Origin of the sequence: Streptomyces sp. GSL17-111, from assembly GCF_037911585.1 — a bacterium.
Taxonomy (GTDB): domain Bacteria; phylum Actinomycetota; class Actinomycetes; order Streptomycetales; family Streptomycetaceae; genus Streptomyces.
Map to the genome: position 1 here is coordinate 3,645,083 of NZ_JBAJNS010000001.1, position 19,724 is coordinate 3,664,806.

The 19,724-nt window shown below is 74.5% G+C and carries 20 protein-coding genes; 14 read left to right on the forward strand and 6 right to left on the reverse strand.

The genetic code is table 11. From position 1 onward, the window contains the following. Positions 1-83 precede the first annotated feature (83 nt). The 7 genes from V6D49_RS16210 (at position 84) to V6D49_RS16240 (ending at position 6,090) form a co-directional block, all read left to right on the forward strand. On the forward strand, positions 84-1,463 hold the full coding sequence (locus V6D49_RS16210) for an AAA family ATPase (protein WP_340560519.1): 1,380 nt from the start codon (positions 84-86) through the stop codon (positions 1,461-1,463). Then, positions 1,444-2,049, forward strand: a complete 606-nt coding sequence (locus tag V6D49_RS16215; RefSeq protein WP_340560521.1) for an RloB family protein — start codon at positions 1,444-1,446, stop codon at positions 2,047-2,049. The genes V6D49_RS16210 and V6D49_RS16215 overlap by 20 nt, the downstream gene beginning before the upstream one ends. A gap of 124 nt (positions 2,050-2,173) precedes the next feature. Continuing rightward, on the forward strand, positions 2,174-2,362 hold the full coding sequence (locus V6D49_RS16220; protein WP_191210257.1) for a hypothetical protein: 189 nt from the start codon (positions 2,174-2,176) through the stop codon (positions 2,360-2,362). Positions 2,363-2,373: 11 nt separating this feature from the next. Beyond that, positions 2,374-3,093, forward strand: a complete 720-nt coding sequence (locus tag V6D49_RS16225) for a hypothetical protein (RefSeq protein WP_340560523.1) — start codon at positions 2,374-2,376, stop codon at positions 3,091-3,093. Next, positions 3,090-4,121, forward strand: coding sequence for a DUF6895 family protein (locus V6D49_RS16230; protein WP_340560525.1), 1,032 nt, complete (start codon positions 3,090-3,092; stop codon positions 4,119-4,121). Before V6D49_RS16225 ends, V6D49_RS16230 begins: the two co-directional genes overlap by 4 nt. Continuing rightward, on the forward strand, positions 4,118-5,041 hold the full coding sequence (locus tag V6D49_RS16235) for a DUF6895 family protein (RefSeq protein WP_340560527.1): 924 nt from the start codon (positions 4,118-4,120) through the stop codon (positions 5,039-5,041). The genes V6D49_RS16230 and V6D49_RS16235 overlap by 4 nt, the downstream gene beginning before the upstream one ends. Continuing rightward, on the forward strand, positions 5,041-6,090 hold the full coding sequence (locus V6D49_RS16240; RefSeq protein WP_340560529.1) for a serine hydrolase domain-containing protein: 1,050 nt from the start codon (positions 5,041-5,043) through the stop codon (positions 6,088-6,090). Before V6D49_RS16235 ends, V6D49_RS16240 begins: the two co-directional genes overlap by 1 nt. A gap of 22 nt (positions 6,091-6,112) precedes the next feature. Here V6D49_RS16240 and V6D49_RS16245 read toward each other — a convergent pair whose 3' ends face one another. Next, entirely contained in the window at positions 6,113-8,635 is a 2,523-nt protein-coding gene (locus tag V6D49_RS16245) for a helicase C-terminal domain-containing protein (RefSeq protein WP_340560531.1), read from the reverse strand. 40 nt (positions 8,636-8,675) lie between these two features. On the opposite strand from V6D49_RS16245, the gene V6D49_RS16250 reads away from it, so the two are divergent. Continuing rightward, on the forward strand, positions 8,676-9,746 hold the full coding sequence (locus V6D49_RS16250) for a hypothetical protein (protein ID WP_340560533.1): 1,071 nt from the start codon (positions 8,676-8,678) through the stop codon (positions 9,744-9,746). Between the two features lie 72 nt (positions 9,747-9,818). Beyond that, positions 9,819-10,478 carry an HAD family hydrolase gene (locus tag V6D49_RS16255; RefSeq protein WP_340560534.1) on the forward strand — a complete coding sequence of 220 codons (660 nt, stop codon included), beginning with the start codon at positions 9,819-9,821 and terminating at the stop codon, positions 10,476-10,478. On the opposite strand, the gene V6D49_RS16260 is transcribed toward V6D49_RS16255, so the two are convergent. Further along, a complete protein-coding gene (locus V6D49_RS16260; RefSeq protein ID WP_431781038.1) occupies positions 10,448-10,741 on the reverse strand; it encodes a hypothetical protein in 294 nt (97 codons plus the stop codon). The two genes, V6D49_RS16255 and V6D49_RS16260, sit on opposite strands and share 31 nt — an antisense overlap. 166 nt (positions 10,742-10,907) lie before the next feature. Between V6D49_RS16260 and V6D49_RS16265 the strand changes: the two genes are divergently transcribed. Beyond that, on the forward strand, positions 10,908-11,291 hold the full coding sequence (locus V6D49_RS16265; RefSeq protein WP_191210264.1) for a cold-shock protein: 384 nt from the start codon (positions 10,908-10,910) through the stop codon (positions 11,289-11,291). Positions 11,292-11,394: 103 nt separating this feature from the next. Here the strand turns inward: V6D49_RS16265 and V6D49_RS16270 are convergent, their stop codons facing one another. Genes V6D49_RS16270 through V6D49_RS16285 form a run of 4 tightly spaced genes read right to left on the reverse strand, consistent with a single transcriptional unit; the run spans position 11,395 to position 14,983 of the window. Beyond that, positions 11,395-12,300: a 1,4-dihydroxy-6-naphthoate synthase gene (locus V6D49_RS16270; RefSeq protein WP_340560536.1), complete on the reverse strand. Its 906-nt coding sequence runs from the start codon at positions 12,298-12,300 to the stop codon at positions 11,395-11,397. Further along, positions 12,293-13,045, reverse strand: coding sequence for a futalosine hydrolase (locus V6D49_RS16275; RefSeq protein ID WP_340564075.1), 753 nt, complete (start codon positions 13,043-13,045; stop codon positions 12,293-12,295). Before V6D49_RS16275 ends, V6D49_RS16270 begins: the two co-directional genes overlap by 8 nt. A gap of 27 nt (positions 13,046-13,072) precedes the next feature. Then, positions 13,073-13,588 (reverse strand): DUF2771 domain-containing protein, encoded by a 516-nt coding sequence (locus V6D49_RS16280; protein WP_340560538.1) that lies wholly within the window; start codon positions 13,586-13,588, stop codon positions 13,073-13,075. Between the two features lie 27 nt (positions 13,589-13,615). Next, entirely contained in the window at positions 13,616-14,983 is a 1,368-nt protein-coding gene (locus V6D49_RS16285) for an MFS transporter (protein WP_445330647.1), read from the reverse strand. 410 nt (positions 14,984-15,393) lie between these two features. On the opposite strand from V6D49_RS16285, the gene V6D49_RS16290 reads away from it, so the two are divergent. The 4 genes from V6D49_RS16290 (at position 15,394) to V6D49_RS16305 (ending at position 19,689) form a co-directional block, all read left to right on the forward strand. Further along, a complete protein-coding gene (locus V6D49_RS16290; protein ID WP_340560540.1) occupies positions 15,394-16,236 on the forward strand; it encodes a DUF3027 domain-containing protein in 843 nt (280 codons plus the stop codon). Positions 16,237-16,366: 130 nt separating this feature from the next. Then, positions 16,367-16,786 carry a hypothetical protein gene (locus V6D49_RS16295; protein WP_340560542.1) on the forward strand — a complete coding sequence of 140 codons (420 nt, stop codon included), beginning with the start codon at positions 16,367-16,369 and terminating at the stop codon, positions 16,784-16,786. A gap of 30 nt (positions 16,787-16,816) precedes the next feature. Beyond that, positions 16,817-19,069: a DUF6571 family protein gene (locus tag V6D49_RS16300; protein ID WP_340560543.1), complete on the forward strand. Its 2,253-nt coding sequence runs from the start codon at positions 16,817-16,819 to the stop codon at positions 19,067-19,069. Beyond that, entirely contained in the window at positions 19,069-19,689 is a 621-nt protein-coding gene (locus tag V6D49_RS16305; RefSeq protein ID WP_340560544.1) for a hypothetical protein, read from the forward strand. The genes V6D49_RS16300 and V6D49_RS16305 overlap by 1 nt, the downstream gene beginning before the upstream one ends. Positions 19,690-19,724 lie beyond the last annotated feature (35 nt).

Here is a 19,724-nt window from a genome sequence, read left to right on the forward strand (position 1 = left end):
TGGAGTCTGTGGCCTAGGCAGTGTCGTTTGGTGGGCGGTATCGTCAAACTTTGACGATACCGCCCACCAAACGACACCGTCCGATGCTTGGAGCCGTCGTGCTGCTTCGCTTCCAGGTGACGAACCACGCCTCCTTGCGCGATGAGCAGGAGCTCTCACTCGTCGCGACCGACCGGCATGAGAGCAGGGCGGAGGGTGAGATCGCGGGCGGTGGGCACCGGGCCGTCCCCGTCGCGGCGATCTACGGAACCAATGCCTCCGGCAAGTCGAACGTGATCGACGCCATGGGCTGGATGAGGGCGGCGATCCTCTCCTCGTTCCGGCGGTGGGACCCCAGCGGCGGCGTGCCGAGACGGCCCTTCGCCCTGCGGGAGCGGCCCTCCTCGTTCCCCAGCACCTTCGTGATGGACTTCGCCCTCGACGGGGTGCGGCACGAGTACGGCTTCTCCGTGGACGACGTCGAGGTCCGGGAGGAATGGCTGTACTACTACCCGGAGGCGAGGGCGCGTCGGCTGTACGAACGGAAACGGGGTGAGCCCGTTGCCTTCGGCCGGTGGCTCACGGGCCACCGGAAGGTCATCTCGGAGCTGCTACGGCCCAACAGCCTCTATCTGTCCGTCGCCGCCGCTCAGGGCCATCCACAGCTGGGCCGGGTCTACCGCTGGTTCCAGTCGGGCATGCGCATGGCCACGGACGAGGACTTCGCCTCCCGGCTCGATCACACGGTGCGGCTGTGTCTGGACGGCTCGTCCCGGGAGGACGGTGGGTCCGTGCTCACCCTGCTCACCTACGCCGACCTGGGCGTGTCCGGCCTGCGGGTCGAAGAGCCGGACGAGGAGTCACGTGCGGCGCACGAGCGGCTGACCCGTGCGGTGCGCGAGGCGCTGGGGGACAAGGTGAGGGTGGCTCAGGCCCGGCAGGACGTGCTGGTCGAGCACCGGGCGACGGGCGGGACGTATCGCCTGGGTCTGGGGGAGGAGTCCAGCGGCACGCGGACGTGGATCGGGCTGGTCGGGCCGGTGATCACCACGTTGGCCAGCGGCGCGGTGCTGTGCGTGGACGAACTGGACGCGCGCCTCCACCCGTATCTCGTGGACGCGCTCGTCGGCATGTTCCAGTCGCCGGAGACGAACCGCACCGGGGCGCAGCTCGTGTTCAGCACCCACGAGGCGGGCCTTCTCGGCCGCAACGCGCGCACCGAGCTCTACCGCGACCAGGTGTGGTTCACGGAGAAGGACCCGGATTCGCTGGCCACCCGGCTCTTCCCGATGACCGAGTTCCGCGTGCGTGACCAGGGTGGCGAGAACCTGGAGAAGCGCTACCTGGCGGGGCGTTACGGGGCCGTGCCGTATTTGGACGACGATCTGCTGCGGTCCCTGGCCGCGGCCTGCCGAGGTGGGAGTGCGGGTGGGGCGGGGCAAGCCGCTGAAGCGGAAGAAGGGCGTGCGCCCGGAGCAGCGTAGGTTCCTCATCTACTGCGAGGGCGAGTGCACCGAGAACCAGTACTTCAAAGGGCTGCGCAGCGAGTTGCGGGCCCTGCCCGTCTCGATCTGCATCGGCGGCGAGCACGGTGAGCCGAAGTCCTTGGTGAAGGCGGCGATCGCGCACCAGGAACGGGCCCCGAGGTCCGCAGCGGACCGGTACACCCCCTACGACGAGGTCTGGTGCGTCGTGGACGTGGAGGCCCCCGTGGCCCAGTCCTCGCTGGAGGCCGCGCGCAGGCTGGCCGACCGGAACGGCGTCGCCATCGCCTACAGCAACCCGTGCTTCGAGCTGTGGCTGCTGCTGCACAGTGCACCGGTGACGGCCTATCACACGTCGGCGCAGATGCAGCAGGCGCTGGAGCACAGCGGTGGGTGCGGCTACGTCACGTCGCGCAAGCACCTGGAGTACGAGGCGCTGCGGGCCGGGTACCCGCAGGCTCGCACGCGGGCGGAGGAGCTGAGGCGGCGCGGCTCCGGCGGGTGGTCCGACAACCCGTGGACCAACGTGGACCACCTCGTGGAGTGTCTGCGGGCCGCCCGGCACGGTGTCCCGCCACAGCGCTGATCCCCTCATGCGCGAACGGGCCGGGCGGTGGGCCGTCCGGGCGGGGGTGCTGTTGCGGGTGGATGCGGCAGAGGTCTCAATAGACGAGAGGTACAAATGGGACGAACCCGAAGGGGATGATCCAATGCTGCCGCTCAACGAACCGCTGACCGACCAGGCCACCAGGGAAGCGCTCGCACAGGACGTGGACGCGGCCCTGAACGCGACCGAGGCCGACGGTACGTTCCGCGACACCAGTGAGTGCGCCGGGCTGCTGCTGCTCGCCGGTGCGGTCCTCCTTTCTCCGCCCGCCCCGCGGCCGAAGAAGGGATGAGCTGACCGCTCGTGGCTGAAGCACCGTCGCCCGCGTCCGGACTGCCGGACGCGGTGCAGAACACCGCTTCGGTGATTGCCTCCGCCCTCGCGGGCGGAGGCGATCACCTGTCCGTCCCCGATCTCGCCGGGTCGGTCGCGCTGTCCGCGAACGACCCGCTGCTCGTCGCGTGCGTCCGGGTGCTCGGTGCGGACGCGCTGGCCCCCGCCCTGCTGTACGGGGCCGCGGCCGCGCCGGCCGACGTCGCGCTCGCCGAGACCGCACGCGACGCCTACCCGCCCCCGCCCGAGGCGACGGCGGCGTCCGCGTGGAGCCACTGGGGGCTCGCCGAGGCGCTGCGGACGCTGACCGGGCGCGGCGTCCGGGAGACGCAGCCGGACGCCGACTGGGTGGCGGGGGAGCCGTGGCCGCGCCTCGCCCACCGCATGGCCCAGCTCGCCCCGCTGGCCGTCCCCGGCGTGGAGTCGGCGCTGGCCACGGGGGCCGCCAAGCGTCCGGTGGACCTCGGGCGCGGCTTCGTGCGGGCCGTCCGCCGCCGCGACTGGCTCCAGGCGGCGGGGCTCGGTCGCTGGCTCGCCCTCGTCCCGGGGGTGCCGACGACGCTGGGCCTGGACGCCGGGCTGGACTTCGTCCACCACATGGGGGCCGCCGACGACGCCCGCGTCGCCCTGCACGTGCGGGCCGCCCAGCTCATGCGGGTGACGGCGCCGGTCCGCAGGGCCCCGGCATGAGTGCCGCCGACGGGCCCACGGACGCCCCGAGCGAGACCCCGAGCGCCCCGACCGAGGACAGCGTCCAGGCGGGCGTGCTGCGCCGGGCGCTGGGCTGGCTGTCCGCGCACCGGGAGCGGTTCCGTCCGCCGCCGGACGCGGCCGAGCGGGCCGAGCCGGACGTCACCGTCAAGCCGCTGGGTGAGCTGGCGGAGCTGATGGCCGCCGTCCTGGGCCGCACCGCTCTCGGCGGTCAGGAGCACGCGCTGGCCGGGGAGTTGCTGGAGGCGGCGTGGGAGGTGGCCGGGCGCGGGGAGCTGTTCCTCGCCCTCGCCCGGGCCGAGCCGCACGCCACCTATCCCCTGGAGATGTACGCGGCGTTCGCGGGGACGGGCCGTCGGCACGCGGGTTTCGAGGCGCTCGCGCGGTCGGCCGCCGCGACCCGGTCGTGGCGCTCCACCGAGCGGGAGCCGACGCGCACGCTGGCCGTGCTGGGCGCCGAGCGCCGACTGGGCCTCGACCCGCACGCCGACCCGGCGGCGGTGGCGGCGGCCACCTGGCTCGGCGGGCTGCCGGAGCCGTGGGCGTTCGAGAGCCGGTCGGGGTACGCGGCCACCCACCACGTCTTCCACGTCACCCGGTGGGGCGCGGCCCCCGAGCTGCTGCCCGCCGACGTGCGCGGCCACCTCGCGGCCTGGCTCCCGGCGTGGACGGTGGCCTGCCTGGAGGAGGAGGCGTGGGATCTGGCGGGTGAGCTGCTCGCCGTCCGCGCCTGCCTGCCGCAGCCGCCGCCCGCCGAGGCCGAGTGGGCCGCCTACGCGGCGGCGCAGGGCCCGGACGGGGTGGTCGCGCCACGCGGCCCGGCGCCGAGGGCCACCGACGAGGCCGCCTTCCGCGCCTGCTACCACCCCACGCTGGTCGCCGTGTTCGCCGCCGCCCTCACCCTCGCCCCCGGCCGCACCCCCGCAGCCCCCGCCACGCCCGACCCCGCAGCCCCCGCCGCTTCCGATCCCGCCGTCCTCAGCCCGTCCGCCGGAGGCCGACCGTGACGACCCGCCCCCAGCTCCTGCACGACGTCGGTGTCCGGGCCCTGGAGTGGCTGTCCGACCACCGGCGGCACTTCCGGCTCAGCCTGGAGCCCGGCGAGGTGCCGGACCTGGGCCGCCTCAAGCCCGTCGGCGAGCTGGCCGTCATCGGCACGGCCCTCTTCCGCGAGGGGGTCGCCGGCAGCCGGCAGGCCCGGCTGGCCCGCGAACTCCTCGACTTCGCCTGGGAGGAGGTGCTGGAGGGCGGCGCCGTCCTGGACCGCGTCCAGCGGGACGAGCCGCTCAGCCCGATGCCGCTGGAGGTGTACGCGCCGTTCCGGGGGGACGGCCGCCGCCACCCGGGGCTGGAGCGCGGCATCGCCCACGGCCGTGCCCTGCGGAGCTGGGCCGCGCTGGAGATGCTGCCGGTGCGCCGGCTCGGCTTCTCCGTCACCGAGGAACGCGCCGGACTGAGCCCCTCGCTGGCCATCGCCGAGGCGACGCGCCGCACCTGGCTGGGGCAGCGGCCGGAGCCGTGGACACTGGGCTACCACATCGGCTACGACGTGACCCACACCGTCTTCCACCTCACGCGCTGGGGCTCCCGTCCCGAGGCGCTGCCGTCCGACCTCGCCGACTACCTCGGCCTGTGGCTGCCCACCTGGCTGGAGGACTGGGCCGAGCGCGGGCACTGGGACCTGCTCGGTGAACTCCTCGTCGTCGACGCCTGTCTGCCGCAGCCGGCGCTGGAGGAGGACGTCTGGCGGCGCTACGCGGCCGCCCAGGACGGGAGCGGGGCTATGCCGATCGAGGGTGGGATGCCGGAGGCCGCCGACCCGGCCGAGCTGTTCGACCTCCTCCACCACCCCACCCTCGTCGCCGCGTTCGCCTCCGTCATGGCCACCTCCCGCTCCCTGGCGGCGCTCCCGGCGGGCCCGGCGTGATGGCCGGGCCGGCCCCGGCCGTCGGGGCGCCGCGCCGGGCCGACGCGGCGGGCTGGGAGGAGCGGGTGCGGGCGGCGGTGCGGACGCTGGACGGGCCCGACGTCGTCGTCGCCGTCAGCCGCGACGGGGAGCGCTTCGTGCACAGCGGGGGCCACGGCCCCGCCCGGCACGCCGACCGGGAGCGGCTGCGGTACGAGATCGGGTCGGCGTCCAAGACGTACACGGTGCTGCTCATGGCGGCGCTGGCGCACGCGGGCCGTGTCGGTGCCCACGACCCCGTCGTGGCGCACCTGCCACCCAGCCGGCCGGACCCGCACCGGGACGCCATCACCCTCACCCACCTGGCGACCCACACCTCGGGGCTGCCCCGGCTGCCGCACGACGCGGAGTTCCTGCGCCGCGCCGTCCCCGCCTGGCGCACCAACCCCTACGCCGAGTACGACACCGGGCACCTGCTGGACGCCTTCGCGCGCGCCCGCGTCCGGCACCGGCCGGGGAGCCGCTGGTGGTACTCGAACTTCGGCGTCTCCCTGCTCGGGCAGGCCCTGGCCCGCACGACGGCCACCTCCTACGCCGACCTGCTCACCGACCACGTCCTCGGGCCGCTCGGGCTCGGCAACACGGGCCTGCACCCGGGGACGCCCGGCCGGGACGCCGTGGGCCACCGCCGGGACGGCACGACGCCCGTGCCGCCGCTGGTCATGCGCGGCTTCGCCCCGGCGGGGGCCGTCCGCGCCACTCCGCACGACCTGTTGACCTTCCTGGAGGCGCACCTCGCGCCGGAGCGGACGCCGCTCACCGCCGCGCTGCGGGAGGTGACCCGGCCGGTCCTGCGGCGGGGTCTGCGGCCCCGGCAGACCCACACCCTGACCTGGTTCCGGGACGGCGACGTCTTCTACCACCCTGGTGCGACGTCGGGCCACGAGGCGTTCCTCGGCTTCGACCGGGCGACCCGGACGGCCGTCGCCGTCCTCGCGGCCCGCAGCTGGAGCCGTCGCAGCTCCCTCGGCCTGACCGGCTACGCCCTGCTGACGGAGGCCGGGGCCTGAGATCCGGCGTCCGACCGGGGGATCAGTCGTCGGCCAGCTCGGCGACGCCCGTCACCCGGTGGAGGGCGAAGGTGCGGACCTCGTCGGCCGTGTGGTCGTAGGCGGTCACGAAGCCGCCCTCGACCCGGACGGGCGCGATGACGCGCTGGCTGGCCGCGCCGTCCGCGTTGACGTAGCCGATCCACACCGCCGTCCCCGTCAGCACCGCCGACTGCATCGTGGCGAGGGTGTCGGCCGACGTCGTGCGCGGCGGCTCGCCCGTGGGCGAGGTGCCGCCCGGCGCCCGGTGGGGCGCGGTGGCGGCCAGGTCACCCGCCCGGACGGCCCGCACGGCCGCCGCCAGGAGGGTCGGGCTCGGCGGCGGCGGTCCCTCGGGCACCGGCTCGGGCGCCGTGCGCGGGGGCGTGCGGTGAGCGCCGGCGCGGGCGATCAGCACGTCCCCGTCGGCCGACTCGGCGGCCGGGGCGTGCCCCATCTCCCGCAGCGTCTCCAGCAGTCTGCCCGGCTCGGCCGTGGCGGCCAGGACCGTCGGCGCGAGCAGCCGCAGGCCGAGGGCGGCCGAGCGCCGGTCGGCCATGATCTCCGCCAGCAGGGCGGCGTCGTCGCAGCGCACATAGGCGGAGGCCGCGCCGACCCGCAGCCTGCCGTGCCGCCGGGCCACGTCGTCGACGAGGTAGGTCAGCGGCTGCGGCACGGGGGTGCGGGAGTGGGCGGCGAGGAAGGCGTGCAGGTCGGTGGCCGAACGCCCGGCGTCCAGGGCGCGCCGCACCGAGGCGGGCGTGAAGCGGTAGACGGTCGCGCCGCCCTTGGACTCGATGTCGGCCAGCACCGCCAGCGCGTCCGCCAGCGGGCGTTCCAGCGGGCCGGGGGCGACGGCCGTCAGGTCGGCCTGGAGCAGGACGTGGTCCAGCGGCTCGGGCAGCAGCGGGGCGAGCCGCGCGGCGGCGGCGTCCGCAGCGTCCGCCCAGGCGTCGGCCGCGCGGGTATCGGCCGTCCGGGCGTCGGCCGTCCCGGTGTCGACGGTCCGGGCGTCGGCGGTCCCGGCGTCGGCCGTGCGGACGGCGAGCAGCCCGCGTGCGTACCCGGCGAGCGCCCCCCGGCCGGTCAGCCCGAGCAGCTCCGCCTCCTGCAACGCCGCCGCACACAGCCGCGCCCGCAGCTCCTCGGGGCCGCGCGAGGGGCGTTCCCAGCGCAGCCGGGCCAGCACGTCGTCCGGCAGCGGGGCGCCGCCCTCCGGCAGCTCCGCCAGCAGCTTCAGCACCCGGCGGCGCACCTCGGGGGCCAGGGACCGGTCCAGGCCGGGGCCGAGCGCGGCCAGCGCCCGCCCCTTCGCGTCCCGGCTGCCGACGAGCCCCGGGACGCGGGTGGCGGGAAGCCAGGCGGCCACCAGCCGCGCCCAGCGCTCCTGCGGCGGCAGGTCCCGCCACCGGTCGGCGACGGGGGTGGGCGCGTACCGTTCGTCGGCCTCCCCGTCGGAGGCCAGCAGGCCCGCCGCGTAGGCGAGTTCCACCCAGAACGCGGCCGCCGGCTCGGGCAGGTCCAGCGCCACGGCGGTCCGCTTCAGGTCCCGCACGCCCAGGCCGCCCGCCCGCAGCACCGGCGGCGGGAGGCGCTCCCAGCCCGCCAGCAGCTCCTCGACGGTGGCCAGCGCGGTGAACGCCTGGCCCGCCGCCGTGGTGTCCACCGTGCGCACCTCGTGCGAGCGGCCGACCCCGACCTTCGGGGGGACGGGCTCCAGCTCGCGGTGCGCCCGGCCGCCGCGCAGGTGCAGGGCCACCTCGCGCGGCAGGACGACCGTCCGGCCGCCGCCCTGCCCGGCGGGCAGCAGCAGCCCCCGGTCGAGCAGCCAGCGCACGGGGGCCGTGGCGGCGCCGTCGGCGGTGCCGCCGTCGGTGGCCGCCGTGCCGCCGAGGGTGCCCAGCGGCGGGCCCCACACGAGCTTGCCCAGGACCTCGCGGGCCCCGGCGGGCGCCTGCTCCAGGAGGGCCGCCAGCCGGTCCCGGTCGGTGAACAGCGCGGTCAGCGCGGCGAGCGCGCTGACCGGGTCGTGGGTCGTCGGCAGCCCGGCGTGCGCCAGGATCTCCTGGAGCCGGCCGGGCGACATCCCGGCCGCCGCCTCCGCCAGCGTCGGGCCCAGGCCGGTCGGCGACGGGGCCGCCCCCGACGGCGCCAGCACCTCGCGGGCGGTGCGGACCAGCCGCAGCTGTGCGTCCGGGCCCCACACCAGCGCCCGCACCCGCAGGGCGGCCAGCGCGTCCGGCAACGCCTCCTCCCCGCCCGGCAGGAGGGCGGCCAGCTCCTCGCGCGCGCAGGGGTCGGGCGCCACGGCCAGCGCCTGCGCGGTCTGGAGCGCGAAGCGGTCCAGCCGCTCCAGCGAGCGGACGACGGAGGCCCGCGTCGCGGCGCGGGTGGCCAGCTGCGTCACGTCGCCGGGGACCGGTGAGAGCAGGTCCGGACGGGCCCGCAGCAGCTCGGCCAGCGCGTCGTCGGGCCTGCCGCGCAGCTCGTCGGCGAGCGTGCGCGGCGCGGCGGTCTCACGGGTCATCCCACCCACGGTACCGGGCCCGGCCCTGTACGGTCGGGGCGTGGGGATCGAGAGTGAGAAGCTCGTCTTCGACTACCTCAGCCGGGTCGGCGACGTGGCGCACAGAACGACGATGACGGCGGCCGAACGGGCGCGGCTGGTCGGCGAGTTGCGGGCGGGTATCGAACGCATGCGGGCCGAGGGCAGCGTGGAGTCCGTGGCGGAGGTCCGGCGCATCCTCGGCCGCTTCGGCAAACCGGAGGACGTGGTCGCGGCGGCGCGCGGCGGGGGCGGCGTCCCGGTGCCGCGTCCCGCAGAGGAGTCCGCCGAGTCCGCCGACCGGCCGTCGTCCGGCCGTACCCGCCGCCGCCGTGCGCCCCGGCCGGAGCCGCCCGCCCCGAGTGGCCCCACACCGCCGCACCTCGTGGGCATGGACGAGCTGCCCCCCGAGGCGGCGGACCCGCAGTGGTGGGTCGGCGACGGCGGCCCCTTCGCCAAGACCGGGGGCGGCCACGTCGACGGCTTCGTCGGCGGCATCGAGATCCCCGAGATGCTGGTGCCGCCCACGGCCGACGGCGACGCCCCCAAGCTCGTCCCCGGCCAGGCGCTGCCGGGCGAGGCGCTGCCCGGCCAGGTGCCCCTGAGCAAGGAGCCACCGGCGCGGGAGGGCGGGCCGTCCGGAGCGCCGCCGGAGCCGGCCGGGGCGGAGGAGCCCGCGCCACCGGCCGGCCGGTGGGCCCGGCTGCGGCGGCTGGCCCGCGTGCCCGTCCCGGTGGGGGGCACGGGCGTGGCGCGCGTCGGTGGCCCGGTGGAGCTGCTGGCCGTCGCGGCGCTCGTGGCCGGTACCGTCCTCGGCTCCCTCCTGGCGCTCGCCGCCGGGTGGCTGGTGGCCTGGTGGTCGCCCCGGTTGCCGCTCGCCGAGCGCAAGTGGGCGGTCCTCGGCATGCCCGCGCTCGTCGCGGGCGGCGGCGCCGTCTGGCTGTGGGGCCGTACGACGGGCCGCTGGGGCGAGCCCGTGCCCGAGGGCGCGCTCGGGGACGTGCTTCAGGAGAGCTACCCGTGGTTCGTGCGCGCCGCCGCCCTGGCCTCCGCGGTGTTCCTCCTCTGGCGCGCCCGCCGCGTCCGGGGCTGAGACCGGGCGTGCGGTCCACCGGCTTCCGGGTGGCCCGTACGGGTGACGGGGGCGGCCCGCACAATGGACGGCATGCCCGAGCTGACCCCGGAGGCCGTCACCGTCGGCTTCGACCTGGACATGACCCTCATCGACACCCGACCCGGCATCAAGGCGGTCTACGACCTGCTGGCCGCCGAGACGGGCACCCCCATCGACAGCGCCCTCGCCGTGAGCCGGCTCGGGCCCCCACTGGAGACGGAGCTGGCGTACTGGTTCCCGGCCGGAGACGTCCCGGCGGCGGCGGTGCGCTACCGCGAGCTGTACGCGGACCACGCGATCGCGGCCTCCCGCGCGCTGCCCGGCTCCCACGCCGCGCTGGCCGCCGTCCGGGCGGCGGGTGGCCGGACCCTCGTCGTCACGGCCAAGAACGAGCCGCACGCCAAGCTGCACCTGGACCACCTCGGGCTGCTGCCCGACGCGCTGGCCGGCGGGCTGTGGGCGGAGGCCAAGGCGGCGGCGCTGCGTGAGCACGGCGCGCACGTCTACGTCGGCGACCACGTCGGCGACGTGCGCGGAGCGCGGACGGCCGGAGCGGTGTCGGTCACCGTCACGACCGGGCCCTGCTCCGCCGAGGAGCTGCGGGCGGCCGGGGCGGACGCCGTCCTGCCCGGCCTGGAGGCGTTCCCGGCCTGGCTGGCCGCCCACCACGCGGAGGACGGTTACCCGGGCGAGCCCTCGGGCGTCGCCTGACCGTGGCGGCGCGCGGCCCGCCGCTGCGCCGCCACCCCGCGCAGGAAGCCGGCTCCGGCGAGCGCGAACCCGACCCCCATGAGCATGGACAGCACGTACGCCGCCGTCGGGAAGGGCTCGGTGCCGAGGAACAGCGGGAGGAACGTGATGACGGTCGCCAGCGCCCCGAGCGTGAAGACGACCATCCCGACACGGATCAGCACGTCCCCGGGCCGGCGCCCGTCGTCCGGCGCGGGGGAGGAAGCGGAAGGTGTAGTGGTCACCCGTCCAGGGTAAGACCGGTGCACCTGTGCACGGTCCTGACCGTCGCTGACTCTCCGGTGGCCTCTTGTCACCGGGCAGGGGGAGATTAATCTTGGGTACGGCGGGTCGAGAGCGGCCCGCCGGACTGTTATCCGGATGCCACACGAGTGCGAGGACAGGACAGACGTGCCTACCGGCAAGGTCAAGTGGTTCAACAGCGAGAAGGGCTTCGGCTTCCTCTCCCGTGACGACGGCGGCGACGTCTTCGTGCACTCCTCCGTGCTCCCGAGCGGCGTCAGTGCCCTGAAGCCGGGCCAGCGGGTGGAGTTCGGCGTCGTGGCCGGACAGCGGGGTGACCAGGCGCTGTCCCTCACCCTGCTCGACCCGGCGCCGTCCGTCGCGGCGGCGCAGCGCCGCAAGCCGGACGAACTGGCGTCCATCGTGCAGGACCTGACGACGCTGCTGGACGGCGTCTCGCAGCAGTTGGAGCGGGGGCGCTACCCGGACAAGCAGCACGGGGCGAAGATCGCCGGAATGCTGCGCGCGGTGGCCGACCAGCTCGACGTCTGACCGCGCGACGGTTTCCCGGGGCACGTCGTTGCGGCGTGCCCCGTTCGCGCTTCCGCGCGCCCTCCCTCCCGGGCTCCCGGCCGGGCCCGCTAGGCGCGCCGCGTCACGGGCGCAGGGCGTCCGGCGCCAGGGGCGGCACCAGGCCCTCGGCGGCGGCGCGCGTCAGCAGGCCGCGCACGGCGGCGTACCCGGCCTCGCCCAGGCCGGCGGTGAACTCGTTGACGTACAGGCCGATGTGCTGGTCCACCACCGCGTCGTCCATCTCCTGCGCGTGCTCCCGCACATACGCCCGCGACGCCGCCGGGTCGTCCCAGGCCCTGTGCACCGAGGCACGGGCGGCGTCGGCGAGGGCGGTCAGCCGCTCCGGGCCCAGCGAGCGGCGCGCGACGATCGCGCCGAGGGGGATGGGCAGCCGCGTCGTGCTCTCCCAGTGCTCGCCCATGTCGGCCAGCTTGTGCAGCCCGTACCGCCCGTAGGTGAAGCGCGCCTCGTGGATGACGAGACCCGCGTCGACCGAGCCGTCCCGCACGGCGGGCATGATCTCGTGGAACGGAAGCACCACGATCTTCCCGATGCCGCCGGGCACCTCGGCCGCCGCCCACAGCCGGAACAGCAGGTAGGCGGTGGAGCGTTCGCTCGGCACGGCGACGGTGCCCCCGGTGAGCGCCCGGCCCGGCTCGCGGGTCAGCACCAGCGGGCCGCAGCCCGTCCCCAGCGCCCCGCCGCACGGCAGCAACGCGAACTCATCCAGCACGTACGGCAGTTGCCCGTAGGAGATCTTCAGCATGTCGAAGGGGCACGCGGCCCCCCGCTCGGCCAGCCCGTTGGTGACGTCGATGTCCGCGAACGTCACGTCGATCGGGGGCGCGCCCGGTACGAGCCCGTGGGCCCAGGCGTGGAAGACGAACGTGTCGTTGGGGCAGGGCGAGTACGCCACCGCCAGCGGCTCCCCGTGGCCCTCCCCGCGGCCCTCCGCGTGGCCCTCCGCGAAGCCCTGCGTGTCAGCCATGCGATCCCCTCGGCATCCCGGACGTCGTCCACGTCCCCAGCAGTGGTGCGGCGGCACGGAACACCCCGGTCAGCGCCGACAGGGCCTCCGGGACGCGCCACGCCGCCCGGTCCCGGGGGCCCACGGCGTTGGAGACGGTCCGCACCTCCAGCACCGGGACGCCGTACCCGGCGGCGGCCTCCGCCACACCGAAGCCCTCCATCGCCTCGGCCGCCGCGTCCGGGTACCGCCGGACCAGCTCGGCGGCGCCCTGCGCGGTGCCGGTGACGGTGGAGAGGGTCAGCACGGGCCCGAGGACGCCGTCCACGGCCCCGGCCAGCTCGCCCGCCGCCCCGGCCGGCGGCAGGTGGACGGAGGTGCCGAAACCCAGCTCCGTCACGGGCAGGAACCCCTCGGCCGTCTCCGCGCCCAGGTCCGCCGCGACGATCCGCGACGCCACCACGGCGCGGCCCGGCGCCAGCCCGAAGCCGCCGCCGATGCCCGCCGAGACGACCAGCCCGTACGGCGCGCCCGCCAGCACGGCGGCCGTCAGCGCCGTGGCCGTCCCCGCCGCGGCGGCGGCCGGACCGACCCCCGCCGCCAGCGCGTCCAGCTCGACCTCCGCGCCCGGCGGCCCCGGCACCGTCCACACGACGCGGTGCAGCTCCGCCGTGCCCGGCAGCTCGACCGGCTGCGGTGCGCACGGCGCGGCACGGGTCACCGCGTCCCGCTCGGGCGGGACGGCGGTGACGACCAGGACGCGCACGTTCACGCTCGCCGGAACCGGGACGTGCTACTCGCTCAGTTCGAGCTCGAAGTTCCAGACGCCGTAGTAGCCGGGCTGCGCCTGCTGCTCACCGGCGTCCGGGAGCGGCGTCTCGACGATCGACATGTTGACGCTGTCCACCTCCTGACCGCCGCGCTGCAGGGCCTGCACGATGATCGAGGCGTCGACCGACTGGTAGGTGGAGTCGGCGAACGCGTCGAACGGCTGGCCCTCCAGCCAGATCTGCCAGCCGCGCTCCGCGACGTCCGGCTCCACACCGACCTTGATGCTGTCGTTGCGGTCGATGGAGATGGAGGGGGCCTCCTTGGCGTCCTCGACGCACGTGGCGAAGGATTCCTCGGTCAGCTTCTTGCCGTCGTTGTAGCAGGCCGCCTCGGCGTAGACGCTGTCCGAGCCGACGGTGACCGTCGTCATCGGCGTCGGCTTCTCGCACGCGGACAGGGCGACGAGCGCGAAGGCGGCGCCGGCCGCCGCGAGGGCCCGGGTGTGACGGCCCCGGGGCCGGGAGAGCATGCTGGTCATGGGGGGCAGGCTATCGCCCCGCGTCCCTCAGGCGACGCGGGGGTGCGGCGTGCCGCGGCGGGCCGCGCCCAGCAGCCCGCGCACCGACGCGATGGCCCCGGCCGCGATCAGGCCCGCGCCCACGGCCATGCCGAGCGTCCCGATCAGCGGTAGCACGATGCCCACCGCGCCCCCCGCCACCCACGACATCTGCACCAGCGTCTCCGAACGGGCGAACGCCGAGGTGCGCACCTGCTCGGGCACGTCGCGCTGGATGAGCGCGTCCATCGACAGCTTCGCCAGCGCCTGGCACACCCCCGCGCACGCGGCCACCGCCGTCACCGTCACGATGTCGTACCGCACGGCCGCCACCACCGTCGCGGTCAGGGCCAGCCCCAGCACCGTCGCGATGATGATCTCCGGACCCCGCGCCCGCAGCCACGCCCCGACGGCCGTGCCCAGCGCGTTGCCCGTACCCGCCGCGACGGCCACCAGGCCCAGCGAGAACGCGGCGCCGTGGCCGTCCAGCGGATGCTCGCGCAGCAGGAAGGCCAGGAAGAAGGTGAGGAACCCCGACAGCGCGCGCACCGAGGAGTTCGCGATGAGCGCGTTCAACACCGAGGCCCCGACCGTCCGCAGCCCGGGACGCTCCTCGGACCGGCGCCGGTGGCCCGGGCTGTGCTTGGCCAGCCACGGCTCGGGCTCGCCCCGGTCGGCCGCCAGCTGCGCGCGCGCCTCGCCCTTGGCCGAGTCCACCTGGTGGGGCAGGGTGAACGCCAGGAACAGCCCGACGATGAACACGGCGAACGCCCCGTACAGCGGCCACTGCGGACCCAACTGGTGCAGCCCGGCACCCACCGGAGCCGCCGCCCCCGTCGCCAGCAGACCGGCCAGGGTGATGCGGGAGTTCGCCTTGACGAGTGAGATGCGCGGGGGCAGCAGCCGTGGGACGACGGCCGACCGCACGATGTTGTACGCCTTCGACGCCACCAGCACGCCCAACGCCGCCGGATACAGCTCCAGCCCGCCGTCCGCCACCGCCCCCGAGAGCGCGAGCGCCAGCAGCGCGCGGGCGAGCATCGCCCCGGCCATCGCGGCCCGCCGCCCGTGCGGGATGCGGTCCAGCAGCGGCCCGATCACCGGGGCCAGCAGGATGAAGGGCGCCAGCGTCACCGCCAGGTAGAGGGCCACCCGGCCGCGCGCCTCGCCGGTGGGGACGGAGAAGAAGATGGTGGAGGCCAGCGCGATCGTGATGAGCATGTCGCCGGCCGAGTTGATCATGTGCAGCTCGGTGAGCTTGCCGAGCCCCGACTCCCCGGCGCCCTGCGCGTGCGTCGCCCGGCGGATGCCGCGCCCGAGCGCGGCCGGAGGGCGGTGCACGGCCCGCCCGAAGCCCCGCGCGACGCGCCGCGCCACGCCCGGACGTCGCGCCGTCCCGACGCCGTCCCCGTCCCCCGCGGGAGCCTGCGGCACCGGCGGCGCGGGCCGCAGCCGCGTGCCGGTGCGCTTCGGCCGTCCAGCTCCGTCCGTCAGGCGCGTGCCCCCCACTTCGTCAGTCACGTCGTCAGTGTGCCCCACCGCGCGCGCCTTGAACGGGACCTCTGCCGGACGGTCGGCGACCGCCTCGCGCGGTTGCCCGGCGGAGTGGTGGGGTAGCGTGGGTGCACAGCGCGCCCCGTACGGCATCGTCCCCTGTGTGTCCCCGGCGCGGGTACGTCGCAGCGGTCCACCGGTCCGCTCCGTCCCCCCACGGCGAACACGCGGCTCCTGTCGTGCGCGCAGGCGCGACAAGGCGTAGGGAAGAGACGATTGCTGTGAGTGCTGCGATGCGAAGCCGTACCCCCGACCGGCTGTGCGCCGAGGCAGTGGAACTCGCCCGCGAAGCCGCGGCCGAGGCCGCCCACCCCGGGACGGTCGGCGACTACCTCGGGGCCGTGGCCGACGCCGACCGCGTCGTGACCCACTTCTTCGAGTGCCAGGAGTTCGGCTACCGGGGCTGGCGCTGGGCCGTCACCGTCGCCCGCGCCTCCCGCGCCCGCGTCGTCACCCTCGACGAGACCGTGCTGCTGCCCGGCCCGGACGCCGTGCTGGCCCCCGAGTGGGTGCCGTGGAGCGAACGGCTGCGCCCCGGCGACCTCGGCACCGGCGACCTCCTGCCCACCGAGGCCGACGACCTGCGCCTCGAACAGGGCTACACCGACGAGGACGCCCCGCCGCCCAACTCCGTCGTGGCCGAGGAGCCGCCCACCGCGCCCCGGCCCGTCGAGATCGGCGCCGTCGCCGACGAACTGGGCCTGCGCCGCGCCCGCGTCCTCTCCCGGCTCGGCCTCCACCTGGCCGCCGAGCGCTGGGAGGACGACTTCGGCCCCCGCACGCCGATGGCCCAGGCCGCCCCCGCCTCCTGCCAGACCTGCGGCTTCCTCGTGCCGCTCGCCGGTTCGCTCAAGCAGGCCTTCGGGGTGTGCGCCAATGAGTACGCCCCCGCCGACGGCCGCGTCGTCTCCTTCGGCTACGGCTGCGGCGGGCACTCCGAGGCGGCCGTCATGCCGACGCCGCCGCAGCCCCCGCCGCCGGTGATCGACGAGACCAGGGTCGACGCGCTGCCGCTGCACGACACCCCGGCCCCGGACGCCGCCACGGAGACCGAACCCGGCGAAACCGGCAGCTGACCCCATCCCGTTTCCTCCCCGCGCCGGAGCGGTTCGTTCCGCCGAACGACGTCGCCCTGCGGCGCTAGAGTGGCGCCCGCACGCCGCGTAGCCGGGCGGCCACGCGGCACGCGCCGAACGCGGAGGGGAGATGCGGGGAGCGATGTCCTTCGAGGAGGAGTGGGCCAGGCTGCACGAGCACGCCCAGCTGCGCCTGGCGGGAGCGGCGCCGATCGACGGCGGTGGCGGGGCGCCCGGACCGAAGCTGAAGGTCACCCCGAGCCTGCTGGAGAACCGGGCCGGTGAGGCCGACACGGTCCGCGACGCCCTGCGCCGGGCGGACGACGCCACGCTGCGGGAGACCGGGCGGATCCCCGAGGGCCTCAGCGGTTTCAGCGCGGCCGGGGCGATCCCCGTCTTCCAGGAGCGGTGGTCGGAGCAGACGACCCACCTGGACGAGCTGATGGACCGGGGCGTGGCCCAGAGCCTGCGGAACGCCGCCGGGCTGATGCGCACCGAGGACCTCGCCCAGGCCGACAACGCGAAGGGCATCGACGTCCCCAAGGGGTGACGGCTCGATGCGGAGGGGGTGTGCGGGGGGATGGTGACCTACCAGGACCTGACGAGCGCCGATCTGGGCCCGCTGGACGAGGCCGTCGTGAAGTGGCGCAACCTGCCCGGCCAGTTCAACACGATCAGCCGGGAGTTCGACGGCAAGGTGGCCGGACGGCTGCGCGGCTCCGACTGGACGGGGGAGACGGCCGACGCCGCCTTCGTCAAGCTGGACGCCGTCACCGCTCAGTTCCTCGCCGCCGAGGACGAGGCGGGCGCCATCCACCGGCTCCTGGAAAGCGCACTGGAGGCGTTCAGATCCGCGCAGAAGCGGGCGCGGGCGGTCCGGAATGAGGTGGAGGAGGACCGCAACCTCAGCATCTCCGCCCAGGGCGTCGTCTCCTTCTCCGCGACCGCCGCCGCCGACGATGACGACGGCAGCCGGCAACGGCTCTACGCCGAAACGGTCAGCGGGTACAACACCCGGGTCCGGGCCGCGGTCAACGACGCCACGGACGCCGACGAGGCCCTGCACTGGGCCCTGACGCAGGACCGCAACGGACGGGAACAGGGCTTCAACGCGGGCACCTACGACAGCGTCGAGGCGGCGGCGGAGGGCAGGCGCCAGGCGGCCCGCGACGCCGAGGTCGTCACCCGCATCCTCGCCGAGGGCACCGCGGCCAGCCCCGCGGACCTCCGGCAACTCAACAGGACCCTGAGCCGACGCGAGGGCGACCCGTTCTTCGCCGAGCAGGTGGCCCTCAAAGCCGGGCCGCGCGGCGTCCTGGAGTTCTGGTCCGGCGTCACCGCCGACCAGGACCGGAGCAAGGAGCAGGAGAAGATCCTCACCCGGCTGCAGGAGTCCCTGGGCCACACCCTGGCGACGGCCACCCACTCCGGGAGCCCGGAGATGCGGGAGTGGAAGAAGGACATCATCGAGCTGGGCGCCGAACGCGTGATCGCTCCCACCAACCCCGGTGCCGACCCGGTGAAGGCTCGCACCCCCTACGGTTTCCAGGTGCTGAGCAGCCTCATGCACGAGGGGGACTACGACTCCGACTTCCTCCAGTCCTACGGCCGGGAACTCATCGACTTCGAGAAGAAGGCGGACAGCAAGTACGTCTGGACCCTCGGCGTCGAGCCCCACTACCTGAACGTCGGTGGCACCGACAAGGGCAACGACCCGATGGCCGGCTTCCTGACGGCCCTGGGTAACAACCCGGAAGCCTCCAAAGAGTTCTTCCAGGCCCCGGACTGGGACGAGGACTATCGCAAGGACAAATGGGAGAAGGCGCTGGACGACGACCTCAGATACCTCCTCCTGGAACGTGACTGGCCCCACGACCCGGTGGAGGGCGAGGACCCCCGACGTGGCTACGCCTACGACGAGCTCGGCCGCGCCCTGGAGTCGGCGACGCTGGGTGTCCCCTACCGCGAGGTGGGCCTCCAGCGCGACGACGCCACGGCCAACGTCATGGAGCAGGTGGCCATCACCGTCGCCAACACCCCCGACTTCGTGGAAAAGCGCCCCGGCGTGATCAACAGCCTCGCCGAAATGGGCGCGGGCTATATCGACGACCTGGCCTGGGGCGTCGCGCCCTACGGCGGCCCCATGAACCCCGAGGACCGAGCGAACCTGTTCGAGCGAGGAGAGCCCGGCCACATCTCCCTGGACGAAGGGGCGGCCCGAAGGTTCCTCTACAACGTGGGTCGACACGAGGGCGGCTACGAGACGCTCTCCGTGGCGCAGCACGCCTACACCGCAAGCCTCATGGAGGCGCAGGGCGACGACTCGGCCATGGCGCGCAACGCGCAGAACGTAGGCGCGTACAACCACGGAGTCCTCGATGAGGCGCGCACCTCGCAGATCGAAGAGGACTTCAAGGGCAAGGCGGACGAGGCGAACAAGGCGCGAGAGGAAGCCTCCTCGTGGCAGAAATACGGTGTCAGTGTGGGAGTGAGCGCCGCCGCGTTCCTCGGGGTGACCGCTGCAGCGGGCCCCGGCGCGGGTGTGGCCGCAGCCGTCGCGGTCCCCTTGGCCGTTGACGCGGGCGTCAAGGCGTTCGACACGTACTTCGGCAACGAGATCGCCGAGAACGTGAAGGAAGGCGAGAAGAATCTCTCAGTCGATGCGGGCCTGACCTCTGAGGAGTTCCGCAGTAGGGGACGGATGATGGCCTGGAGCAACGGCTACGCTTATCAGGAGATTCACGAGGTATCTGATGGCACTGAGATGAATACTGAGGCTGCGGCTGCTTACACCAATGGGCAAGTGATCGCCGAGGATCTGGATGCAGACTGATGATGAAGAAATTGCTGTGTGTCGTCCTCCTTCTCGTCTCCCTCGTCGGTTGCACCAGAGAATCAAGCGATGATGCTGAAGTGGATATCCGTGCCTTGTGTCACGGAATATTCGATGCGCGCGTTATAGCGCATATCGAAGAGAGGGGAACCTTCAACCCGGAAAAAATCGAAGAGCTGACTAATGGAGCGGTGCAGCTTCCAGGAGAATTCTGCTCTATTCGTCGAACTGATGATGAGACCTTGAAATTCACCATGTCCTATGTGTGGGCGAATGTCGGTGATGAATATGTTCCTCCGGGTCAGCGGCGCAGCGATGTGGATGGATACGTTTACGGTGCGGGAGAGGACATTCAAATCATCGCCGGTGGCCGTCCCGACCCCAGTGTGTCCAAGATTCGATTCCTGTGCCAGGTCGATGAATCCTCCGAGCTTCGAACGGTTGAGGGGAAACTCGTCGAGCATCTTTTTGCCTTGAACCTCGAGATCACGTTCTCCGTCCTCCTCGCGTCTGCGGAGAGGGCGGCTGAGGGGTTCGGGTGCCGGAACGCGTTGGACTTCCCGGACGCCGCCGACATCGAGGGGCCCGCGCCGACCGCTTCGGCCACGCCGGAGGGCTGACGGGCCCCTCCGGCGGAGGGGGCGGGGTCGGGGAG

Excerpts from the sequence above, each read along its gene's own strand:
- V6D49_RS16210 (WP_340560519.1), top strand. The coding sequence starts at position 84 with ATGCTTGGAGCCGTCGTGCTGCTTCGCTTCCAGGTGACGAACCACGCC.
- V6D49_RS16245 (WP_340560531.1), bottom strand. The coding sequence starts at position 8,635 with ATGACCCGTGAGACCGCCGCGCCGCGCACGCTCGCCGACGAGCTGCGC.
- V6D49_RS16230 (WP_340560525.1), top strand. The coding sequence starts at position 3,090 with ATGAGTGCCGCCGACGGGCCCACGGACGCCCCGAGCGAGACCCCGAGC.
- V6D49_RS16290 (WP_340560540.1), top strand. The coding sequence starts at position 15,394 with ATGCGAAGCCGTACCCCCGACCGGCTGTGCGCCGAGGCAGTGGAACTC.
- V6D49_RS16305 (WP_340560544.1), top strand. The coding sequence starts at position 19,069 with ATGATGAAGAAATTGCTGTGTGTCGTCCTCCTTCTCGTCTCCCTCGTC.
- V6D49_RS16240 (WP_340560529.1), top strand. The coding sequence starts at position 5,041 with ATGGCCGGGCCGGCCCCGGCCGTCGGGGCGCCGCGCCGGGCCGACGCG.
- V6D49_RS16220 (WP_191210257.1), top strand. The coding sequence starts at position 2,174 with ATGCTGCCGCTCAACGAACCGCTGACCGACCAGGCCACCAGGGAAGCG.
- V6D49_RS16280 (WP_340560538.1), bottom strand. The coding sequence starts at position 13,588 with ATGACCAGCATGCTCTCCCGGCCCCGGGGCCGTCACACCCGGGCCCTC.
- V6D49_RS16270 (WP_340560536.1), bottom strand. The coding sequence starts at position 12,300 with ATGGCTGACACGCAGGGCTTCGCGGAGGGCCACGCGGAGGGCCGCGGG.
- V6D49_RS16295 (WP_340560542.1), top strand. The coding sequence starts at position 16,367 with ATGCGGGGAGCGATGTCCTTCGAGGAGGAGTGGGCCAGGCTGCACGAG.
- V6D49_RS16255 (WP_340560534.1), top strand. The coding sequence starts at position 9,819 with ATGCCCGAGCTGACCCCGGAGGCCGTCACCGTCGGCTTCGACCTGGAC.
- V6D49_RS16300 (WP_340560543.1), top strand. The coding sequence starts at position 16,817 with ATGGTGACCTACCAGGACCTGACGAGCGCCGATCTGGGCCCGCTGGAC.